At 42.6% G+C, this 15,952-nt stretch carries 18 protein-coding genes; 3 read left to right on the top strand and 15 right to left on the bottom strand.

Annotated features, from left to right (window positions below; genetic code table 11):
• Positions 1 to 46: 46 nt before the first annotated feature.
• The 10 genes from IGI76_RS06265 to IGI76_RS06220 form a co-directional block, all read right to left on the bottom strand.
• Positions 47 to 1,051: a sugar kinase gene (locus IGI76_RS06265; RefSeq protein WP_194192956.1), complete on the bottom strand. Its 1,005-nt coding sequence runs from the start codon at positions 1,049 to 1,051 to the stop codon at positions 47 to 49.
• Between the two features lie 9 nt (positions 1,052 to 1,060).
• Entirely contained in the window at positions 1,061 to 1,810 is a 750-nt protein-coding gene (gene dagF / locus IGI76_RS06260; RefSeq protein ID WP_081116733.1) for a 2-dehydro-3-deoxy-phosphogluconate aldolase, read from the bottom strand.
• Complete coding sequence (locus tag IGI76_RS06255; protein ID WP_194192957.1) at positions 1,807 to 2,913, bottom strand: DgaE family pyridoxal phosphate-dependent ammonia lyase; 1,107 nt, start codon at positions 2,911 to 2,913, stop codon at positions 1,807 to 1,809. The genes dagF and IGI76_RS06255 overlap by 4 nt, the downstream gene beginning before the upstream one ends.
• The gene (locus IGI76_RS06250) at positions 2,897 to 4,009 is read right to left on the bottom strand and encodes an amidohydrolase/deacetylase family metallohydrolase (protein ID WP_194192958.1); all 1,113 of its coding nucleotides are present in this window, start codon (positions 4,007 to 4,009) and stop codon (positions 2,897 to 2,899) included. Before IGI76_RS06250 ends, IGI76_RS06255 begins: the two co-directional genes overlap by 17 nt.
• A gap of 4 nt (positions 4,010 to 4,013) precedes the next feature.
• The gene (locus IGI76_RS06245; protein ID WP_194192959.1) at positions 4,014 to 5,108 is read right to left on the bottom strand and encodes a DUF871 domain-containing protein; all 1,095 of its coding nucleotides are present in this window, start codon (positions 5,106 to 5,108) and stop codon (positions 4,014 to 4,016) included.
• 1 nt (position 5,109) lies between these two features.
• Positions 5,110 to 5,361 (bottom strand): hypothetical protein, encoded by a 252-nt coding sequence (locus tag IGI76_RS06240; protein WP_438781223.1) that lies wholly within the window; start codon positions 5,359 to 5,361, stop codon positions 5,110 to 5,112.
• A gap of 28 nt (positions 5,362 to 5,389) precedes the next feature.
• Positions 5,390 to 6,688 (bottom strand): PTS sugar transporter subunit IIC, encoded by a 1,299-nt coding sequence (locus IGI76_RS06235; RefSeq protein ID WP_438781221.1) that lies wholly within the window; start codon positions 6,686 to 6,688, stop codon positions 5,390 to 5,392.
• 140 nt (positions 6,689 to 6,828) lie between these two features.
• Positions 6,829 to 7,074, bottom strand: a complete 246-nt coding sequence (locus IGI76_RS06230) for a hypothetical protein (protein WP_060792480.1) — start codon at positions 7,072 to 7,074, stop codon at positions 6,829 to 6,831.
• 1 nt (position 7,075) lies between these two features.
• Positions 7,076 to 8,380 carry a PTS sugar transporter subunit IIC gene (locus tag IGI76_RS06225; protein WP_413130788.1) on the bottom strand — a complete coding sequence of 435 codons (1,305 nt, stop codon included), beginning with the start codon at positions 8,378 to 8,380 and terminating at the stop codon, positions 7,076 to 7,078.
• Positions 8,381 to 8,392: 12 nt separating this feature from the next.
• Positions 8,393 to 9,784, bottom strand: a complete 1,392-nt coding sequence (locus tag IGI76_RS06220; RefSeq protein WP_194192961.1) for a glycoside hydrolase family 1 protein — start codon at positions 9,782 to 9,784, stop codon at positions 8,393 to 8,395.
• 171 nt (positions 9,785 to 9,955) lie between these two features.
• Here IGI76_RS06220 and IGI76_RS06215 point away from each other — a divergent pair, with 171 nt between their 5' ends.
• Positions 9,956 to 10,726, top strand: coding sequence for a MurR/RpiR family transcriptional regulator (locus IGI76_RS06215; protein WP_015509458.1), 771 nt, complete (start codon positions 9,956 to 9,958; stop codon positions 10,724 to 10,726).
• Positions 10,727 to 10,749: 23 nt separating this feature from the next.
• On the opposite strand, the gene IGI76_RS06210 is transcribed toward IGI76_RS06215, so the two are convergent.
• Complete coding sequence (locus IGI76_RS06210) at positions 10,750 to 11,487, bottom strand: MurR/RpiR family transcriptional regulator (RefSeq protein ID WP_015509457.1); 738 nt, start codon at positions 11,485 to 11,487, stop codon at positions 10,750 to 10,752.
• A gap of 30 nt (positions 11,488 to 11,517) precedes the next feature.
• A complete protein-coding gene (locus tag IGI76_RS06205; RefSeq protein ID WP_086338388.1) occupies positions 11,518 to 12,006 on the bottom strand; it encodes a GNAT family N-acetyltransferase in 489 nt (162 codons plus the stop codon).
• Between the two features lie 168 nt (positions 12,007 to 12,174).
• Here IGI76_RS06205 and IGI76_RS06200 point away from each other — a divergent pair, with 168 nt between their 5' ends.
• Positions 12,175 to 12,438, top strand: a complete 264-nt coding sequence (locus tag IGI76_RS06200; RefSeq protein WP_015509456.1) for a hypothetical protein — start codon at positions 12,175 to 12,177, stop codon at positions 12,436 to 12,438.
• Positions 12,439 to 12,554: 116 nt separating this feature from the next.
• Here IGI76_RS06200 and IGI76_RS06195 read toward each other — a convergent pair whose 3' ends face one another.
• The 3 genes from IGI76_RS06195 to IGI76_RS06185 form a co-directional block, all read right to left on the bottom strand.
• Complete coding sequence (locus IGI76_RS06195) at positions 12,555 to 12,725, bottom strand: hypothetical protein (RefSeq protein WP_005225698.1); 171 nt, start codon at positions 12,723 to 12,725, stop codon at positions 12,555 to 12,557.
• Positions 12,726 to 12,856: 131 nt separating this feature from the next.
• Positions 12,857 to 13,732: a cation diffusion facilitator family transporter gene (locus IGI76_RS06190; RefSeq protein ID WP_005225697.1), complete on the bottom strand. Its 876-nt coding sequence runs from the start codon at positions 13,730 to 13,732 to the stop codon at positions 12,857 to 12,859.
• A 200-nt stretch (positions 13,733 to 13,932) separates the two neighbouring features.
• Entirely contained in the window at positions 13,933 to 14,958 is a 1,026-nt protein-coding gene (locus IGI76_RS06185) for an NAD(P)/FAD-dependent oxidoreductase (protein ID WP_438781217.1), read from the bottom strand.
• A 266-nt stretch (positions 14,959 to 15,224) separates the two neighbouring features.
• Between IGI76_RS06185 and IGI76_RS06180 the strand changes: the two genes are divergently transcribed.
• Positions 15,225 to 15,950, top strand: a complete 726-nt coding sequence (locus IGI76_RS06180) for an alpha/beta fold hydrolase (RefSeq protein ID WP_005225694.1) — start codon at positions 15,225 to 15,227, stop codon at positions 15,948 to 15,950.
• Positions 15,951 to 15,952: the final 2 nt, after the last annotated feature.

The following is a 15,952-nucleotide window of genomic DNA, read 5'->3' as shown; positions in this document are numbered from 1 at the left end:
TACTTTTGCACAGTCATCCATCAAGAGAAGGACGCAAGTGTTTTTTCTAGCGAATCAAGTCTTTCCCAGGTGCCCGTAAGACTTGTTCCACTTGTTCTTTGGTGGTTAAGGGGACATCTCCCAGCATCGTATGAGCCAATACTGCATTCGTGATAGCAAAATCAGCGGTGCGTTGGAGTGACCATTTTTCGGCGTAGCCTAATAATACGCCAGCAGCATAGGCATCCCCTGCCCCGATCCGATCCAATACTTGCAGCAGCTGCGGTGCCGTTTCGTAGGTATCTTGTGCCGTAATGATCCTTCCACTGATAAACTGCTTGTCTTCCACGGCTAGACGCCGTGTCCCGCAGAACCATTCGAGTTGATACTGGTCAATAAAGGATTGGATCAACGCAAGCTCTGCGCCTTCTGTTTCCTCTAAGGGATAAGCCAATAGCTCCTCCAAGTCACGGACAGAGCCGAAAACTAGGTCACAATAGGGTAGGATCGTTTCATACCGTTGTTTCAGTACCTCCCGATTTAATTCTTCATTCAAGCTTGGACGGAAGTTGAAATCAAAGCAGACGCGAATCTGCTTGGCATGGGCCTGTTTCGCCAAAGCCAAAGCTGTTTGCCAGGTTTTCTCAGTCAAACTAAGAGAGATCCCGCAAATATGAATGAGATCGACCGTTTCTAAAAATCCATCGATAGCGTATTCTTCTGGACCAGAAACGCCAAAGGAACTATGATGGCGATTTTGATACGTCACATAGGTCGGACGAGCGCCGTAGCCGATCTCGGCGAAATAACTGCCGATATGACTGTATTTTTTGCCAACAAATGCCGTCTGGATTCCATAGGAACGCAAGCTGGCTTTTGCCGTATCTCCTAATCGGTTGGCTGGCACCTGTGTCAGCATCGACGTCGTCAAGCCGAAATGCGCCAAATTACCTAACAGATTGACCCCTGTTCCCGTAAAATCCATTCGCAAAGAGTGAGTCTGTTCCAATGTTCGATATTCTGGTGGCGTCAACCGCATCATTACCTCACCGTAAGCACCGATCCGCATCATTGATCCCCCCTATTTGGCTGCTGCCAACACCTTTTTCGTCATTTCTGCTAATGTCTGTACATCTCCAGGGCGTGTGTCCCCTGTTTCTCCATCGATGATCGAGCTGTAAATATGCGGAATGATTTTTTTCACGCCTGCATCAACAGCGATCTGCAAGATTTCTTCGAAGTTTTCTAAATCGATACCGCCGGTCGGTTCCAAATAAAAATCATTCGCAGCACAAGCCTCGGCTACCGCTTGATATTCTGCTTTATGAGCCAACCCTTTCATTGGAAAATACTTGATAGAACTAGCGCCCATGTCTTTTAATAAAGCGATCGCTGTTTCGACTGGGACTTCTGCAGCTGGAGTTTGTGAACTCAATGGACCAGTCGCAATATTGACATAGCCGACTTTTCCCGTTGGTGAAACCAGGGCATTGACGATCGTTTCAGATTGTCCTAGCAAAGCTCGTGAGGTCCCCGCTCCCGTGAACACTTGGTTAACATGCTGTGGTTGAAGAACAGCGGAAATTCGGGAGACCATTTCACTTTGATTGGGGTCGCCAGCACCAAGCCCTACAGAAAGGGCATTATTTGTTGCCGCTTGATAGTTCTTCATGTCAGCGATAGCCGCCTCGTCACTATCATAGTTTTTTGATAAAACACCTAGGACGATGTTGCCCTCTGCTGCTTCGTAACAAGCTTTCGCATTGTCGATGGAGTTTGCTAACACATTTAGACAGACACGGTCAGCGAAATAATTGGGTGAAGTTTTCATTTTTGGGTTGCTCCTAACATAATTTCTTGTAAGCGATCAGTGATCACTGCCATTTCTTGTTCATTGACTGCTCGGATATCAAATTCAATAATGCCGTTATTGGCTTGGTACTCACGGGTATAAATCGCTGGTTCTCCTACTTTTAGCGCGTCGATCACTGCTTTGGCACTTGGTTCTTTCACTTTAACACTCGCCCGATAAATGTCTCTGCCCGCGCTGTCTTGAACGATTTTTGCTTCGAAACCAGTGATTTCATTGATTGCCGCAATAAATGGTTGCAGACGCTCTTGCATCGAAGCGCCAGATTCTGTTCCCTCCGCTAGATAATCCGTCACGGCTTGGGTAAATCCGAGAATATTGTCTTTACCGATTTTCATTGCTCGACCTATCCCTTTGGATTGCAGGCGCACCCAAGAGACATAGGGCTGCTTGCCGATCACTAAGCCAGCACTCGGTCCTGACAGTGCTTTCGCACCTGAATAGATCACTAAATCAGCACCAGCTTGGGTATAGGCAAACAAATCTTCCTCAGCAGCCGCATCAACGATCAATGGAAGATCGTGTGCCTTGGCAACTTGGGCCGTTTCTGCTACCGTCAGCATACTTTTTTGAACGGTGTGATGACTCTTTATGTAGAGGATCCCCGCCGTTTCGGGCGTAATCATCTCTTCAATGTGCTCGGGTGTACACATATTGGCATAGCCTGCTTCCACGACCTTCCCACCGCCTTGTGCCACCATCACTTCCACTGGTGTGCCATAATCTACGTTGTGGCCTTTGGGCAAAATAATCTCCCGCTTACTGATTTTCTCACTATATGGATGATACAAATGATAGCTGTCGCCTTGACCAATGAGCGCCGCCACTGATTGGGCGATCCCCGCTGAAGCGGAAGAAACGATCTGTGCATCTTCCGTGTTCAACAATTCTGCTAAATAGGCTCCGGTTTTTTCTGCTAGATCTGCCATTTCAAAGAAATGCTCCCCGCCATAGCGCTGGGCTGCAAGCACACTTTCGCTGACTTTCGAGACACCTAGAATCGTCATTTTGCCAGAAGCATTGATGACTTCTTTCAAGCCTAATTCTTCAATATTCAGTGTCAAAAAGTTCCCCTCCTATCACCGCTTTTTGCGGCACGATCTGTTGTCTCGTGATTCGACGATTGCCGTTAGAATCCGTCAATTCCTTTTCGCCCGCTTCAAAGCGGAAAATCGTAAAATCAGCATCATACCCCAATGCGATTTCGCCTTTGTTTTGTAAATGAAATTGCTTCGCAGGGGCACTGGTCACCTTCTCGATGATCTCACGCCAATCATACCCTACGACCGCTAATTTTTCCATAGTCGTCGCTAAATCAAAGACTGGTCCATTGGTACGATTGCGGATGTAGATATCCGTACTAATGGAAGAAGACTTCAGCTGATTGGCAAAGGCCGTCTCCGCCACGTCAAAATTGAAACTGTCTGTCCCATGACCAATATCAAAGACCAAGCCTTTTTCATAGGCGTCAAAGACGAAAGGCTTGATGGTTTGGTTCGTCTGATCCAAAATCCCATTGGCTTTGCCGTTAAAGCAATGGGTCACCACATCGCCTGCTTCCAATTCAGCGAGAATCTCTGCTAAATTCGGTGGTGCTGAACCAATATGGACCATCAGAGGCAGCGGTTGATTTTCAGCTTGGATCGCTTTGGCTAATTTCAACGGCGTGATGCCATTTTCGCCGATCACCGTTTTGCTCATTCGGGCTTTGATCCCAACGATAAAGTCAGGAAACTTCTGCAGCGCTTCTTTGACCAATTCTTTTTTGACTTTTGACAGATCCGCAAGTTCATCCTGCTCTACGATCCCCCATTTGGAAATGTTGACTAAAGCAAAGACATTGGTTTTGGCTTCTTTGGCTAAATCATAAAACCGATGGATATTTTCGGCGCCAGTCGTCCCCGCATCGATAACGGTCGTGACGCCTTGTTTGACACCAATCTCGTCTGGATAATCATAATAGAGCGTCATTTCCTCGAAACAATGGACATGGTCATCGATCCAACCAGCTGACAAGAACTCCCCTTCTACTAAGGTCAGCTCTTGTTTTGCCGGCTCCTGCAACGTGGGTGCCAAAGCAGTGATTTTCCCGTTTTGAATCCCAATATCAAATACTTTTTCATCGATTGTGCGAGCTTGACGAATAATCAAATCAAACATCTTGCTACACCTTCCTCTCTGTGAAAGTGAATTTCGACCAAGGATGGATAAAGGGCAGCAGAACTAACTCTTGTTCGACGATCGAACCGATTTTATTTTTTCGTGGATCTGAGTGAGGCTCCAGCACGACTTGCAGCTCGTTTTTGTACTTGCCAAAATGATCGTTGCCGATCACAACGTCCCCTCGTTGAAAGACGCCTTCGTGGTCATGGACAGGATTGTCATGGTTCTTATACTTTTTACGAACTTCTGTGGAACGGATCATCCGATCGGTGATGTCGCCTCGACGATAATGCTGCTCGTCCAGGGCGATTTGGCGTTCAACTTCATTGATTTCAGGCACAAATCCAATAGCAAATGCAGTCTGGTAGCGATCAATCGCTCCTAGCGCTGCCAATTCTGCTTCAGAAGCATAAGCATTTCCGATAATGACATCGTCGATCAAGCCTGTGGCAAACAAATGCTTTGCGGCAGTTTCTACAGGGATTTTCCGGTGCATTTCTAAGGTCGGTAAGCCATCATTGATATCCCAAGGACCGATCGTTCCCGTTTGAGAAGAGATAAATGCGGCGGTTCGAATGCCTTTTTCCTTGAAACGACGACTGCATTTTTCAAAGAAATCATAGGGCAAGGCAGTCCCTTCTTGCGGATAGAAATTGTGGCAGCCATATAAGTAAGGAATGTTGGCTTGATAGGTCAAAATATTGTCTAAATACGCCACATCATTGCTCATATTCAATTCAACAGCTAAGCCAAAGGGATTGTAGGTCAACATCGCTTCTTTATTGCCGTCAAAGCCTAAATCTAAACGAATCCCATCGGCACCTAGTTCATGGAAAAAGGTCAAGTCATCATAGGAGATGCCTAGTTCAGAAAAGATGGCTGGTGCCACGTCTAAAATCGTTTCATAGCCTAATCCTTTGGCAAAATCAATCAACGCTTTAAATTTTTTCTGTACGTTTTCTTTGCCGTCACTCACTTCCAGCATACTCATAAAAATGCGGCTAAAGCCATATTCATGGGCTAATTGCAGATAGGCTTTGTCTGTTTCAAAATCACTGTGATCGGGATACACCGATACTCCTAGTTGTCTTTTCAACTTATCTCATCCTCATTTCTTCATAAAAAGCAGTAAAACGTGTCAGTAAAAGCGAACTGCAAACAATCGTCGCCGTCATCGTCAAAAATGGTCCCCACGGAAACTGACGGCTCAGTAGGATCGCTGCAGCAACGCCAAGAATCCCAAACAAAAGCATCCGCCAAAACGGCACTTCTTGAATTTTTTTCCTTTGTGCTGATTTTGTTAACCAAATTTGACAACCAAAAAATAAACAAATGGCATAAATCCCCATGTTTGCACCTCACTCTTTTTTTTCTTGCTTAAGCGGCTGTTTCTTCTTCTTGTTCGCGGGCAATCTGCTGTTTCTCAAAGACTTTAAAGAATGGGTAGTAGATTGCGAGTGTGATAAAGAAGTTGACGATTACTAAAATCGCTGCTGCGATACTCCAGTCCGTACTCATCCAGGCGGCGATTGGTGCTGGAATGGCAAACCCAAGTCTGGCAGCCATCATAGGTACGACACCCGTAATAGTCGCGAAGTAAGAAATCGTTGTCGTAATCAATGGTGCCACCAAGAACGGAATGCCTAAGATTGGGTTCATTACGATCGGTGCACCAAAAATCACTGGTTCATTGATATTGAATAGGCCTGGCAAGATGGACAAACGGCCCAATTGTTTCAAGTATTTTGATTTGGAGAAGAAGAACAAAACGACCAACGCTAAGGTCGTACCGGCTCCACCGATCCAGACGAACCATTGTAAAAATTGTTCCGTAAAAATATTAGGCAATTCATGCGCATTGCCAGATGCTTGGAACGCTTCCATATTTTCAGCAATGGAAATATCCCAGAATGGACGAATGACAGGACCCATGATGGCTGGTCCATGAATTCCCAGTACCCAGAAGAAACAGATCAAGAAGACAGTCAATAAACCACCAAACAAGCTGTTACCAGCTAGCACGTCTTTTAACGGCATCAACAAGTTACTTAAAAAGCCATTGATGTCAAAGCCTAACATATGACGGATCACCCAGAACAAAATCAAGATCGCTCCTCCAGGAATCAACGCCATGAATGAATTGGTCACTTCTGGTGGCACGCCATCTGGCATTTTGATGGTAATGTTTTTTACGATAAAGAAATGATAGATTTCAACGGACAAGATTGCCGTGACGATCGCGCCAAACAAAGAGCCTGACCCTAAATTTGCCACATTGATATAACGTCCCGCATCAATGATGCCTTCCACAGAATCAAAGACTCGCAATGGTGGTGCAGCGGTTACAAGAAAGGACATCGTTGCTAAGATACCCGCAGTCAATGAATCCAGCTTGTAGCTTTTGGCTAGCGATGAAGCAATCCCATATGTTGCATACAATGCCAATAATCCGACTGTATAACGAAAGGGAATATCCAAAACTTCCCGATACGGTTCGATCACCGCAGCGACTGATTCGATGGGAAAATTCAGCAAGATCGTGAAGAAAGACCCAACGATCGTTAACGGTAACGTAGCGATGATCCCCTTACGAATCGCTACCATGTGCCGTTGCATCCCCACTTTATTTGCAATCGGCATCAACTTCTGTTCAATAAATTCTACAAACCCTTTCATAATTGCCTCCTTAGTTTATAACATTATAATGTTTATACAAGGATAATAGCACAGAGGATCTGGGTTCGTAAATAGTTTTTTAAACAGTAGATAGAATAATCTTTTCGCAATATCATTTCCTACAGTAACCATCAAGCGTCCTATCGTTGTCTTTTCGGTCGATACTGATACATAAAACGATTTTGGATGACGGTACAATTGATAATAAGTAACAAAATGAAAACTGGTGCCAAAGGAGTGCGGATCAACAAGAAAAACAAACTGAGTAAGAAAAGTAAGGAAACAAGTAACAGTTTCCAAAAAGCCAGCGTGATTTTGGCATTATTTTTTTCTAAAAGAAGATGGGTCAGAAAAATCAAGAGCAAACAACTCACTACTAGAACCATTCTACTCACCTTCTTTAGCTGTTTCTAGCTCTTGCGCCACTTGAAGTTTCTCAAATGCTTTAAAGAATGGATAGTAAATCGCTAATGAAACGAAGAAACAGACGAAGACCATCAAACAAGCAACCCAATTCCAATTTGAGGTAATCAATGCGCCAAGAGGTGCGGGAATCGAAAATGGTGGTTTGACCATCATCTTAGGCATCCAATCTAAAGCGGTAACGATATAGACTAAGATAGTATTAGCGATTGGCACAAGAATAAACGGAATTGCCAACAGTGGATTCATCACAATTGGCGTCCCAAAGATCATCGGTTCATTAATATTAAAAATCCCTGGTAAAATGGAAAGACGACCCAATTGTTTTAAATAGTTTGAACGAGAGAACATAAACAAAACAACCAATGCAAGCGTTGATCCAGTACCACCCATTTGCGCATACCATTGATAAAATTGTTCGGTAAAAAGATTTGGTAGATCAAAGGCAGACATACCGTTTTGGAATAATTCCGCATTTTCTAAAATTGCTTGATCCCAAAATGGACGAATGATGGGTCCTAAAACGGCATGGCCATGAATACCCAATACCCAGAAAACGCAGATAACAAATTGTGTGATGATTCCGCCTATCAAATTATTACCTGTTAAGAAACCTTTTAAAGGAGAGATGGCGATCGTCAGCAATCCATTTAAATCAAAGCCGAAAAAGTGGCGCGGAATCCAAAAGACTAAGATAACCAGCAAGGTTGGTAGGAGTGCCGCAAAGGATTCGCCTACAACAGGCGGTACGCCTTCTGGCATCTTGATTTCCAAGTTTTTTGCTTTTGTAAAATGATAAATCTCTACTGAAACTAGCGCCGCAATGATCGCACCGAATAATCCTTGGGATCCAAGGGAAGCGATGGGTAAATACCTTCCTGCAAGTACGGCATCTCCTGTCGTGCTGATGCCTTCCGCCAAATTGATCGGAACGACCATTAAAATCGTCGCTAACATGGATAAAAACCCACTTGTTATCCGATCGAGTTTGTAACTAGCACCTAAGTTGGAGCCAATCGTAAATGAGGCATAAAGAGACATTAACCCCACCGTAAATCGAAAAGGAATGTCAAGTGCCGGTAAACAAGGAGCGACCCATTCGGTATAACCAGGAATCGGCAAATTTAAAATAATAGTGAAAAAAGAGCCAACGATCGTGAGCGGTAAAATAGAAATCAACCCATTTCGAATAGCCTGCAAGTGCCGCTGCTGTCCAATAGCATTGGCAATCGGTAATAACTTCATTGCGACCGAGTCTAAAACTTTCATTATAAAACCCTCCTAAAATTCGTTTGAAAAACCATTTTTTTGAATCACTTCTTTAAACCATAGGCCAGACTTTTTCATCGTTTTTTCTCCAGTTTCTAAATCCAGACGATAAAAGCCATAGCGATTTTTGAACGCATTCTGCCAACTCCAACAGTCCACAAATGTCCACATGTGATACCCCAGACAGTTACTCCCCTCCATCATTGCTTGATGAAGCTCAATTAAATGCTCTTTTAAAAAAGCAATTCGGTAGTTGTCTTGCACTTGCCCCCCTTCGATAAATGTTTCTTCTCCCTGGATTCCGATGCCATTTTCTGAAACAAACCAATCAATATTCCCATATTCTAACTGGATTTTTTTAGCGATATCATACAAGCCATGAGGATAAATCTCAATCCCCCTTGAAGTATTCATTCTTCTGCCAGGCATCTCGTAATCATCGTAAAACCATTCTGGTGAGAAAACTCCCTCGGGATTAGGCAAAGATTCTTTGGCTTTCACTCGCCGTGGACGGTAATAATTGATCCCTAACAGATCAATCGTTGTTTCAGCAATCAAAGCAAGATCTTGTTCTTCCACTCGTGGCATTTGGTCGTAGCGCGTTAAAATAGCCTTTAACTCCTGTGGGTAACGACCTTTTAAAATCGCTTCATTAAGGGAGCGAGTATAGAAGAGGTCTGCCATTTCCGCTGCTTTTAAGTCGGCAGGATGCTGGCTTCTTGGGTAAACTGGGATCACATCCATGATGATACCGATTTTTCCTTGATAAGTTCCTTGTCGAAAGACCTTAACTGCCTCACAGTGAGCAAGGATGATATGGTGAAGTACTTGTGCCGCCCGTTTAAAATCTACTACATAAGGATAGTGTCGGTCATGCAAATAGCCGGCTTCTGCTGGAATCATCGGCTCATTAAAGGTAAACCAGTACGCAACTTTCTCATGAAATAGATCAAAACAAATTTTCGCATACGCCCGATACGCTTCGATGACCTCACGATTTTCAAATCCGCCGATTTCTTGTAATTTCATTGGCATGTCAAAGTGATAAAGATTGATAAACGGTTTGATGCCTCTTTGATTTAACCCATCAAGCATTCTGGTATAAAAGTCAACAGCTTCAGGATTAACTTCCCCTGTACCTTCGGGAATAAGACGTGACCAAGAGATCGAAGTCCGAAAAGAATTAAAAGAAAGTGCCGCCATTCGATCCAAATCCGCTTCCATTTCCTGATAAAACCTTGATGTATGTTCTGTTGTAACTCCTTCAAAAAACCGATGGTTATAGTTTTTTGAGGCATAATCCCAAATGTTTTCTCCTTTATTGTCTCCAGCTATCGTTCCTTCTGATTGTGTCGCACTCGTTGCTGCACCCCAGAAAAAGTCCTTCGAAAAATTATACGCCATGTCGCCCTCCTACAATTCCTTTTTTACTAAGCGAAGCATCCGCTTACATTATTGAACAACGAAAGTATAGCATGAAGTAAAATCAATATAATGTTATAATCCTAAATAGAGAACGTTTTCATCCCTTGTCATTTGTTCCACAAAAAAAACACTTTGTTACGGAGGTGCATCATGCTTTTTCTTGACTACAATCCTGAACTTACTGCACTAGAATACGAGGTTTACCGATTTGTATCAAAAAACTTGGCTTCAGTGTCTAAAATGAAGATGAAAGAACTTGCCAAAGAGACCCATACCAGTACTGCTAGTATTAGCCGTTTTTGCAAGAAATTTGAATGTGATACGTTTACTGAATTTAAGATCAATTTGCGCTTTTACTTAGATTCTCTCGTAAAATCTAAAATATCCGATAGTGATGAATCCCAAACAATTGATTTCTTGAAGCGAGTAAACCAGCCCTTTTTATCTGAAAGAATCGATCGAGCAACAGAGATTCTTAAGAACAAAAGCTTCGTGCTATTTATTGGATCAGGCTTATCTGAAACGATTGCGGAATATGGCGCACTCTATTTTACTGACTTGGGAAAAACGGCATTAAAAGTTGACGATCCCTCAAATTATCCTATCGACTGGTTTCCAGAAGACATATTGTGCAAAACCGGTATCATTGTTTTGTCTATTTCTGGGGAAACACAAGAAATGATTCGATACTTACAAAAGTTAAATCAAAAAGATTGTCAGATTATTGCCATCACGAATACTGAAGATTCAACCATCAGCCAGTTATCCGACTTAACGGTGCCCTATTACATCGAAAGAGAGACTATTTTTAAAGCCAGTCAGAAAAAAGAGAAAACCATTGAACTGACTTCTCAACTACCAGCAATCTATTTAATTGAAAAAATTGCCAAAAGAATACGCCTATCAGAAGAACTTCTCTGATAGGCGCAGGTAGTTTCATTTATTCAGCGATCTTCACAATCTGTAACTAAATCAAATAAAAGTTCCACCAAATAAATGGCTGGAATTTGTGAGGACAATGAATCAGCTGCTTGATTATCGGAAAAATAATAAGCAAAGTTTCGCTCAGAAAGTTTGGCAATTGACGTTGTTGAACGATTTGTTAGTGAAATGGTCGAAATTCCAGCGGTGGTACATTCAGTAATCAAGGATTCAAGGAATGGATCGGCGCCTTTATTAGAAAAAACCAGCAACGTGGCTTCGCTACTTAAGGTTCGCCAAACAGATTTAATCGGTGCTGCTTCTTCCTCTACGCTCACGATCTTATCTAAACGTGCAAACTTTTGTTGGGCATAGGTCAAAGCAAGTGTTGATTCCCTATCACTGGCTAAGATCAAAAGTTTTGTTTTGCTTATTCGTTTAGCAATCGTTAATAATGTTTCTCGATAGAAGGATTCATCCATACGTTCAAAAAAATAGTGCAGGGCTTTTTTATCTTGTTTGAATAATCGATCAGTCTTTCCTTGTTTCTGTAACGTCTTTTTCAGCTTGATTTTAAATTCTGAAAAACCTTCGCAATCAAATTTTCGACAAAACCGTAGAACAGTCGTTGAGCTAGTTTTTGTTGCATCCGCCAACTCACGAATAGACATCGAACAGACTTCTGCTTGCTGATTTAATACGTACTGAAATAGTTGCCATTCTTTCTTACTAAATGACTTATTCTCGGCAGTGAGTTCCATCAGTTTTCTCCTTGCTGCGCACCTTCGCCTTCAAACCATCTTCTTCTCATAAATAAAATCATCCATCACAAACCCCGAACCAATCGTAACAGTACGTTCAGAAACACGCGTAAAGCCGCGATGCTCATAAACAGCGATCGCCTGCTGGTTTTGTTTGTTGACGTTTAAATGCAGTGTTTTGCCTGAGGCGATCTCCTCATACCAATCAAAGACTTGGCTGGCATAGCCTTTGCCTCTAGTGGATTGATGGAGATACAATTTACTTAAATAAATCTGTTGCTGCGTTTCTTCATACGCTGTATATCCTACTGCTCGGTCTCCTTCTAATAACAAAAGATAGACTGCTCCTTGCTGGACTTCGTTTTGAATCGCTGCTGGTGATTGGTAATGAGCCAGCATATACGCGACTTGATCGGACCCAATGATAGGTGTAAACACTTCGGGCCAGATTTCTTTGATCAAACGATCCAACGTTTGGAAATCTTCAGGTGATTGAACGATTTTTTTTGTGATTGCCATAAGAACCCCTTCTTTCTGCTGCACGAAACAAAAACTCGTTTATAAATATCTCTATTATAAGGGATAAGGAAAAAAAAGAAAGGGCACGTGGAACAAAGACCCCAAAATGTCTCAAAAGATGGTAAACTAGAAGTGAAAAAATGGTGACGAAAAGGAGGTAGCAACACGATGCAGCTCTTGCAACTACTTTTACTGGCAATCATTTTTGTTTCGTTCTTCATGGCGTTGATTGGCTGGGTTTTATCGATGACCAACGGCTTGATCTTCTCTCGTTCTCCTCAGCAATTTAAAGCGCATGCCCATGATCCTAACTATGAAAAAGAACGACAAGCAGGCAAGCGCTTGAAAGAGATTATATTCCGACGCATTGTTCCTCTAGGAATAGCCTCTTTGATCATCTATGGGTTAATCGCACTATTAAACGTCCTTTAAAAGTTTTTAAAAAGACTCAAACAAATTTAAAAAAAACCGGCATCTTTTCCTGTTGATCAATGCGCCTTTCGCTTTCGCTGAGGGGAACATCAATGCATAAGATGCCGGTTTGTTTTTTATTTACTTACTGCTGCTTTTGAGGCTTGAACTTTTTTCAGTAAAGCGAAGAGGACTTGGCTATCATCAATAGCCGCAATATATTGTTGGCAAAGTGCCATCATTTCTGTTTCATCCATTTTATCTAAAGAAATAACTAATTCATTTTCTACTACCTGCTTATTATTCATAGGGCTCCCTACTTTCTTCCTTTGTTACCTCTAGTTTGCCATGAATGAGCAGGTTCCGTAAGAACTTTTCAGTTTACAAACAGGAAACGGGTAGTTTACATCCTTGTCCTATCAAGGTTTTGCCAGAAAATTTATTCGGTAGCAGGCTCGATGTGGATGTCAGTATCAAACACCTGAAAACGATCAGCTAAGAGATCTTCAATAGCATCTGCAACGTTATGACTCTTTTCAACCGTCAAAGATTTGTCCATCGTCACGACGACATCGAGAAAAACATTGGCGCCATACATTCTTCCTCGAATCGATTTGACAGATTTCACTTCAGAAAAACCAGCGATTGCCGCTTCATACTCCACGACTAACGATTCATCAAACCCATCAGAAAGTGAAAAGGCACTCTCACGAAAAATATCGACGGCGGTTTTGATAATCAAAAGAGCTACCACGATCGCAGTCAAACTGTCCAACCAACCGATACCAAATGAGGCGGCAAAAATAGCGATCGCAGTTCCAATACTCGTCCACGCATCGCTGCGGTTGTCTTTCGCAGCTGCTAGCAGAGCGGAGCTTTTTACGCGAGCGGATAATCGCTTATTATAGTAATACATGCCATACATCAAAATAGCTGAAATGATACCGACGACTGCCGCGATCATATCGGGACTTTGCGTTTCTCCGAGTAGAATCGTTTGAATGGAGGACCATAAGACCTGCAGACCGACTGCCAGCATAATCAAGGATGTTACGAGACTTGCCACATTTTCTGCTTTCCAATGACCATATTTATGGTCTTCATCTGCTGGCTTTTGAGCCAAACGCAAACCAATCAAGACAGCGATCGACGCTACGATATCCGTCGCATTGTTCAACCCATCTGCCCATAGTCCTTCAGAGTTTGCCAAACGACCGATGGCAAGTTTGGCGATGGAAACCAAAATGTAAGCAACGATACTTAAGATGGCGCCTCTTTCTGCTTGTTTTAATTCTGCGTATCTTGTTTGATTCATGTCATCCCCTCCAAATAGTCAACTTGAAAATAATAGCTGAAATTTTCACAGTTTGCATCATTTATTTGAGAGATTTTATTTTTTAGGAGCGGCAAACATTCACTTCTAGTGAAACGAATTTCTGTTCTGAGGACACCAAAAAAGCAGGACCCATAAGGGACTCCTGCTTTTTCTACTTTTTCTTTCACAAAGAAGCATGGCTACTCATTCACCAACAACTGGCGATTTCTTTCACTGAATTTCTCATTGTGGGATGAAACCGTCGCCTGTGGGACACTGGTCGGCTCTAAATAGTGTTTGATTTGGTTGACTGCTTGCGCAGCATCTTGAAAGGCTCCCGCCAAAAGATTCACTTTGCCTTTGAAATAATGAATGTCGCCTGCCGCAAAAACACCAGGATGGCTAGTTTTTGTAGGAATCTCGCAATTGAGGTAAAAGTCTTCATGGCGTGCAAGATCAAAGGAGACTTTATCTAACAAGCCACTGTCACGGTCATACCCGTGTTGGATCAGTAGATGATCGCATAAAAAATCGATCGTTTCATGGTTGGCACTGTTTTTTAGTCGTAGAACCATATTGAATGTTTCGGCTTGATTCACCCCATCGATGGTGTGATTCATCAGCACTTGAATCCCTTCTGCTTTCATCTTCTTTACTTGTGCTTCATGAGCTTTCAATTTTTCTCCTCGGTAACACAGGGTGACTTTGGCACCATAAGACACTGCTTCGATCGCATAATCCACTGCCGCATCACCGCCGCCAGAGATCACTAGATGCTTGCCTTGGATCGCTTGCTGGTCAGGAAACTGATAGTGGATATAGTTGTCGACATTATTATGGATGAAACATGGCAATTTTTGCGGAGAAACGACACCGCCGCCGATACAGACTAAAACGGTGCGTCCAACATGGGTCCTCCCTTGGTCATCCACTGCATAAAAAAGGTCGTCTTCCTTGGTCAATGAAATGATTTTCGTTTTCAGATAGATCGTTGGATCAAACAACTTGGCCTGTTCAATCAAGTGTTCTTTGACTTTCTTTCCCTTGGTGGGCGGCAATGCACCCACATCCCAGACCATTTTTTCAGGATAGAAATTGATCTTCCCGCCTAATTCGGCTTGTGCTTCAAACAATACGACCGATAGATCACGTAATCCAGCATAAAAACTCGCATAGAGTCCAGTGGGTCCTCCGCCGATAATCAGAACATCTGCTATAGTGGTCATTGGCTAGCCTCTCTTTCGTAAATGAAAATCATTCTCAATTAGTTAGTTCGATTATAGACAACGATCGTCCGTTTGTAAAGAATTTTCTGAAAACAAATTAATTATGTTTACCAATTATTTTTCTTTACATTGTAAAGAAAAAAGCCTTTTCCTGAACTTCTGGTAAAAAAAAGATGAGCAGATTGTTATTTTTTCTCATTTTATCTAGTGATATATTTGTGATCGTCCCTGACTTCAAGGTATACTCTTAGAAAGTAGGTGAAAAAATGGAAGTTGAAAAATGTTACGCGCCCTTACCGGACGGGTCTGTCCTCTATTACGAGAAAACCGGTTCAGGACGCCCTCTTTTTTTATTGCACGGAAATGGCGGCAGCAGTGCCTATTTCTCAAAGCAGGTCGACGCCTTGCGTCAAAAACATCAACTGTATTTAATCGATAGTCGAGGGCATGGCAAATCCACTAATACGCAGAAGAAAATCGATTTTTTTAAAATGGCAACAGATCTTTTAGCAATTATTCAGCAAGAAAAGCTAACGAAAATCGCCTTACTAGGATTTAGCGATGGTGCCAATCTGGCGATGGTCTTTTGCCATCTCTACCCAGAGCATGTCAGCTGCATGATTTTAAACTCTGGCAACACGGAACCGCGAGGTGTGAGGCTCTTTTCTCGAATCGGCAGTGTCTTGCAATATCTGATCGTTTGGCTTTGTTCCCCATTCTCCAAAGGCATGCGGGGCTTTCTGCCTATTTTGGGATTGTTGTTTCGTCCAATCGGTTTATCTACAGCCGATTTGAATCACCTCAGTGTGCCGACATTGATTTTGGTCGGCAAACGTGACTCGATCAAGCTTTCCCATTCTTTTTATATTGCAAACAGTATTCCTCAGTCCAATTTTATCGTCGTCAAAGGACAAGGACATAGTTTTGCACGAAAAAATCCAGAAGTATTTAATACGAAAGTTTTATCTTTTTTAGAAAAGGTCGGTGAATAACT

Source organism: Enterococcus sp. DIV2449a, from assembly GCF_051711225.1.
GTDB lineage: Bacteria > Bacillota > Bacilli > Lactobacillales > Enterococcaceae > Enterococcus_D > Enterococcus_D casseliflavus.
This window is presented reverse-complemented; position numbering and strand designations above follow the sequence as displayed.

Excerpts from the sequence above, each read along its gene's own strand:
- dagF (WP_081116733.1), bottom strand. The coding sequence starts at position 1,810 with ATGAAAACTTCACCCAATTATTTCGCTGACCGTGTCTGTCTAAATGTG.
- IGI76_RS06250 (WP_194192958.1), bottom strand. The coding sequence starts at position 4,009 with ATGTTTGATTTGATTATTCGTCAAGCTCGCACAATCGATGAAAAAGTA.
- IGI76_RS06180 (WP_005225694.1), top strand. The coding sequence starts at position 15,225 with ATGGAAGTTGAAAAATGTTACGCGCCCTTACCGGACGGGTCTGTCCTC.
- IGI76_RS06235 (WP_438781221.1), bottom strand. The coding sequence starts at position 6,688 with ATGAAAGGGTTTGTAGAATTTATTGAACAGAAGTTGATGCCGATTGCA.
- IGI76_RS06195 (WP_005225698.1), bottom strand. The coding sequence starts at position 12,725 with ATGAATAATAAGCAGGTAGTAGAAAATGAATTAGTTATTTCTTTAGAT.
- IGI76_RS06185 (WP_438781217.1), bottom strand. The coding sequence starts at position 14,958 with ATGACCACTATAGCAGATGTTCTGATTATCGGCGGAGGACCCACTGGA.
- IGI76_RS06240 (WP_438781223.1), bottom strand. The coding sequence starts at position 5,361 with ATGGGGATTTATGCCATTTGTTTATTTTTTGGTTGTCAAATTTGGTTA.
- IGI76_RS06230 (WP_060792480.1), bottom strand. The coding sequence starts at position 7,074 with ATGGTTCTAGTAGTGAGTTGTTTGCTCTTGATTTTTCTGACCCATCTT.
- IGI76_RS06205 (WP_086338388.1), bottom strand. The coding sequence starts at position 12,006 with ATGGCAATCACAAAAAAAATCGTTCAATCACCTGAAGATTTCCAAACG.
- IGI76_RS06215 (WP_015509458.1), top strand. The coding sequence starts at position 9,956 with ATGCTTTTTCTTGACTACAATCCTGAACTTACTGCACTAGAATACGAG.
- IGI76_RS06210 (WP_015509457.1), bottom strand. The coding sequence starts at position 11,487 with ATGGAACTCACTGCCGAGAATAAGTCATTTAGTAAGAAAGAATGGCAA.
- IGI76_RS06190 (WP_005225697.1), bottom strand. The coding sequence starts at position 13,732 with ATGAATCAAACAAGATACGCAGAATTAAAACAAGCAGAAAGAGGCGCC.
- IGI76_RS06265 (WP_194192956.1), bottom strand. The coding sequence starts at position 1,051 with ATGATGCGGATCGGTGCTTACGGTGAGGTAATGATGCGGTTGACGCCA.
- IGI76_RS06200 (WP_015509456.1), top strand. The coding sequence starts at position 12,175 with ATGCAGCTCTTGCAACTACTTTTACTGGCAATCATTTTTGTTTCGTTC.
- IGI76_RS06225 (WP_413130788.1), bottom strand. The coding sequence starts at position 8,380 with ATGAAAGTTTTAGACTCGGTCGCAATGAAGTTATTACCGATTGCCAAT.
- IGI76_RS06220 (WP_194192961.1), bottom strand. The coding sequence starts at position 9,784 with ATGGCGTATAATTTTTCGAAGGACTTTTTCTGGGGTGCAGCAACGAGT.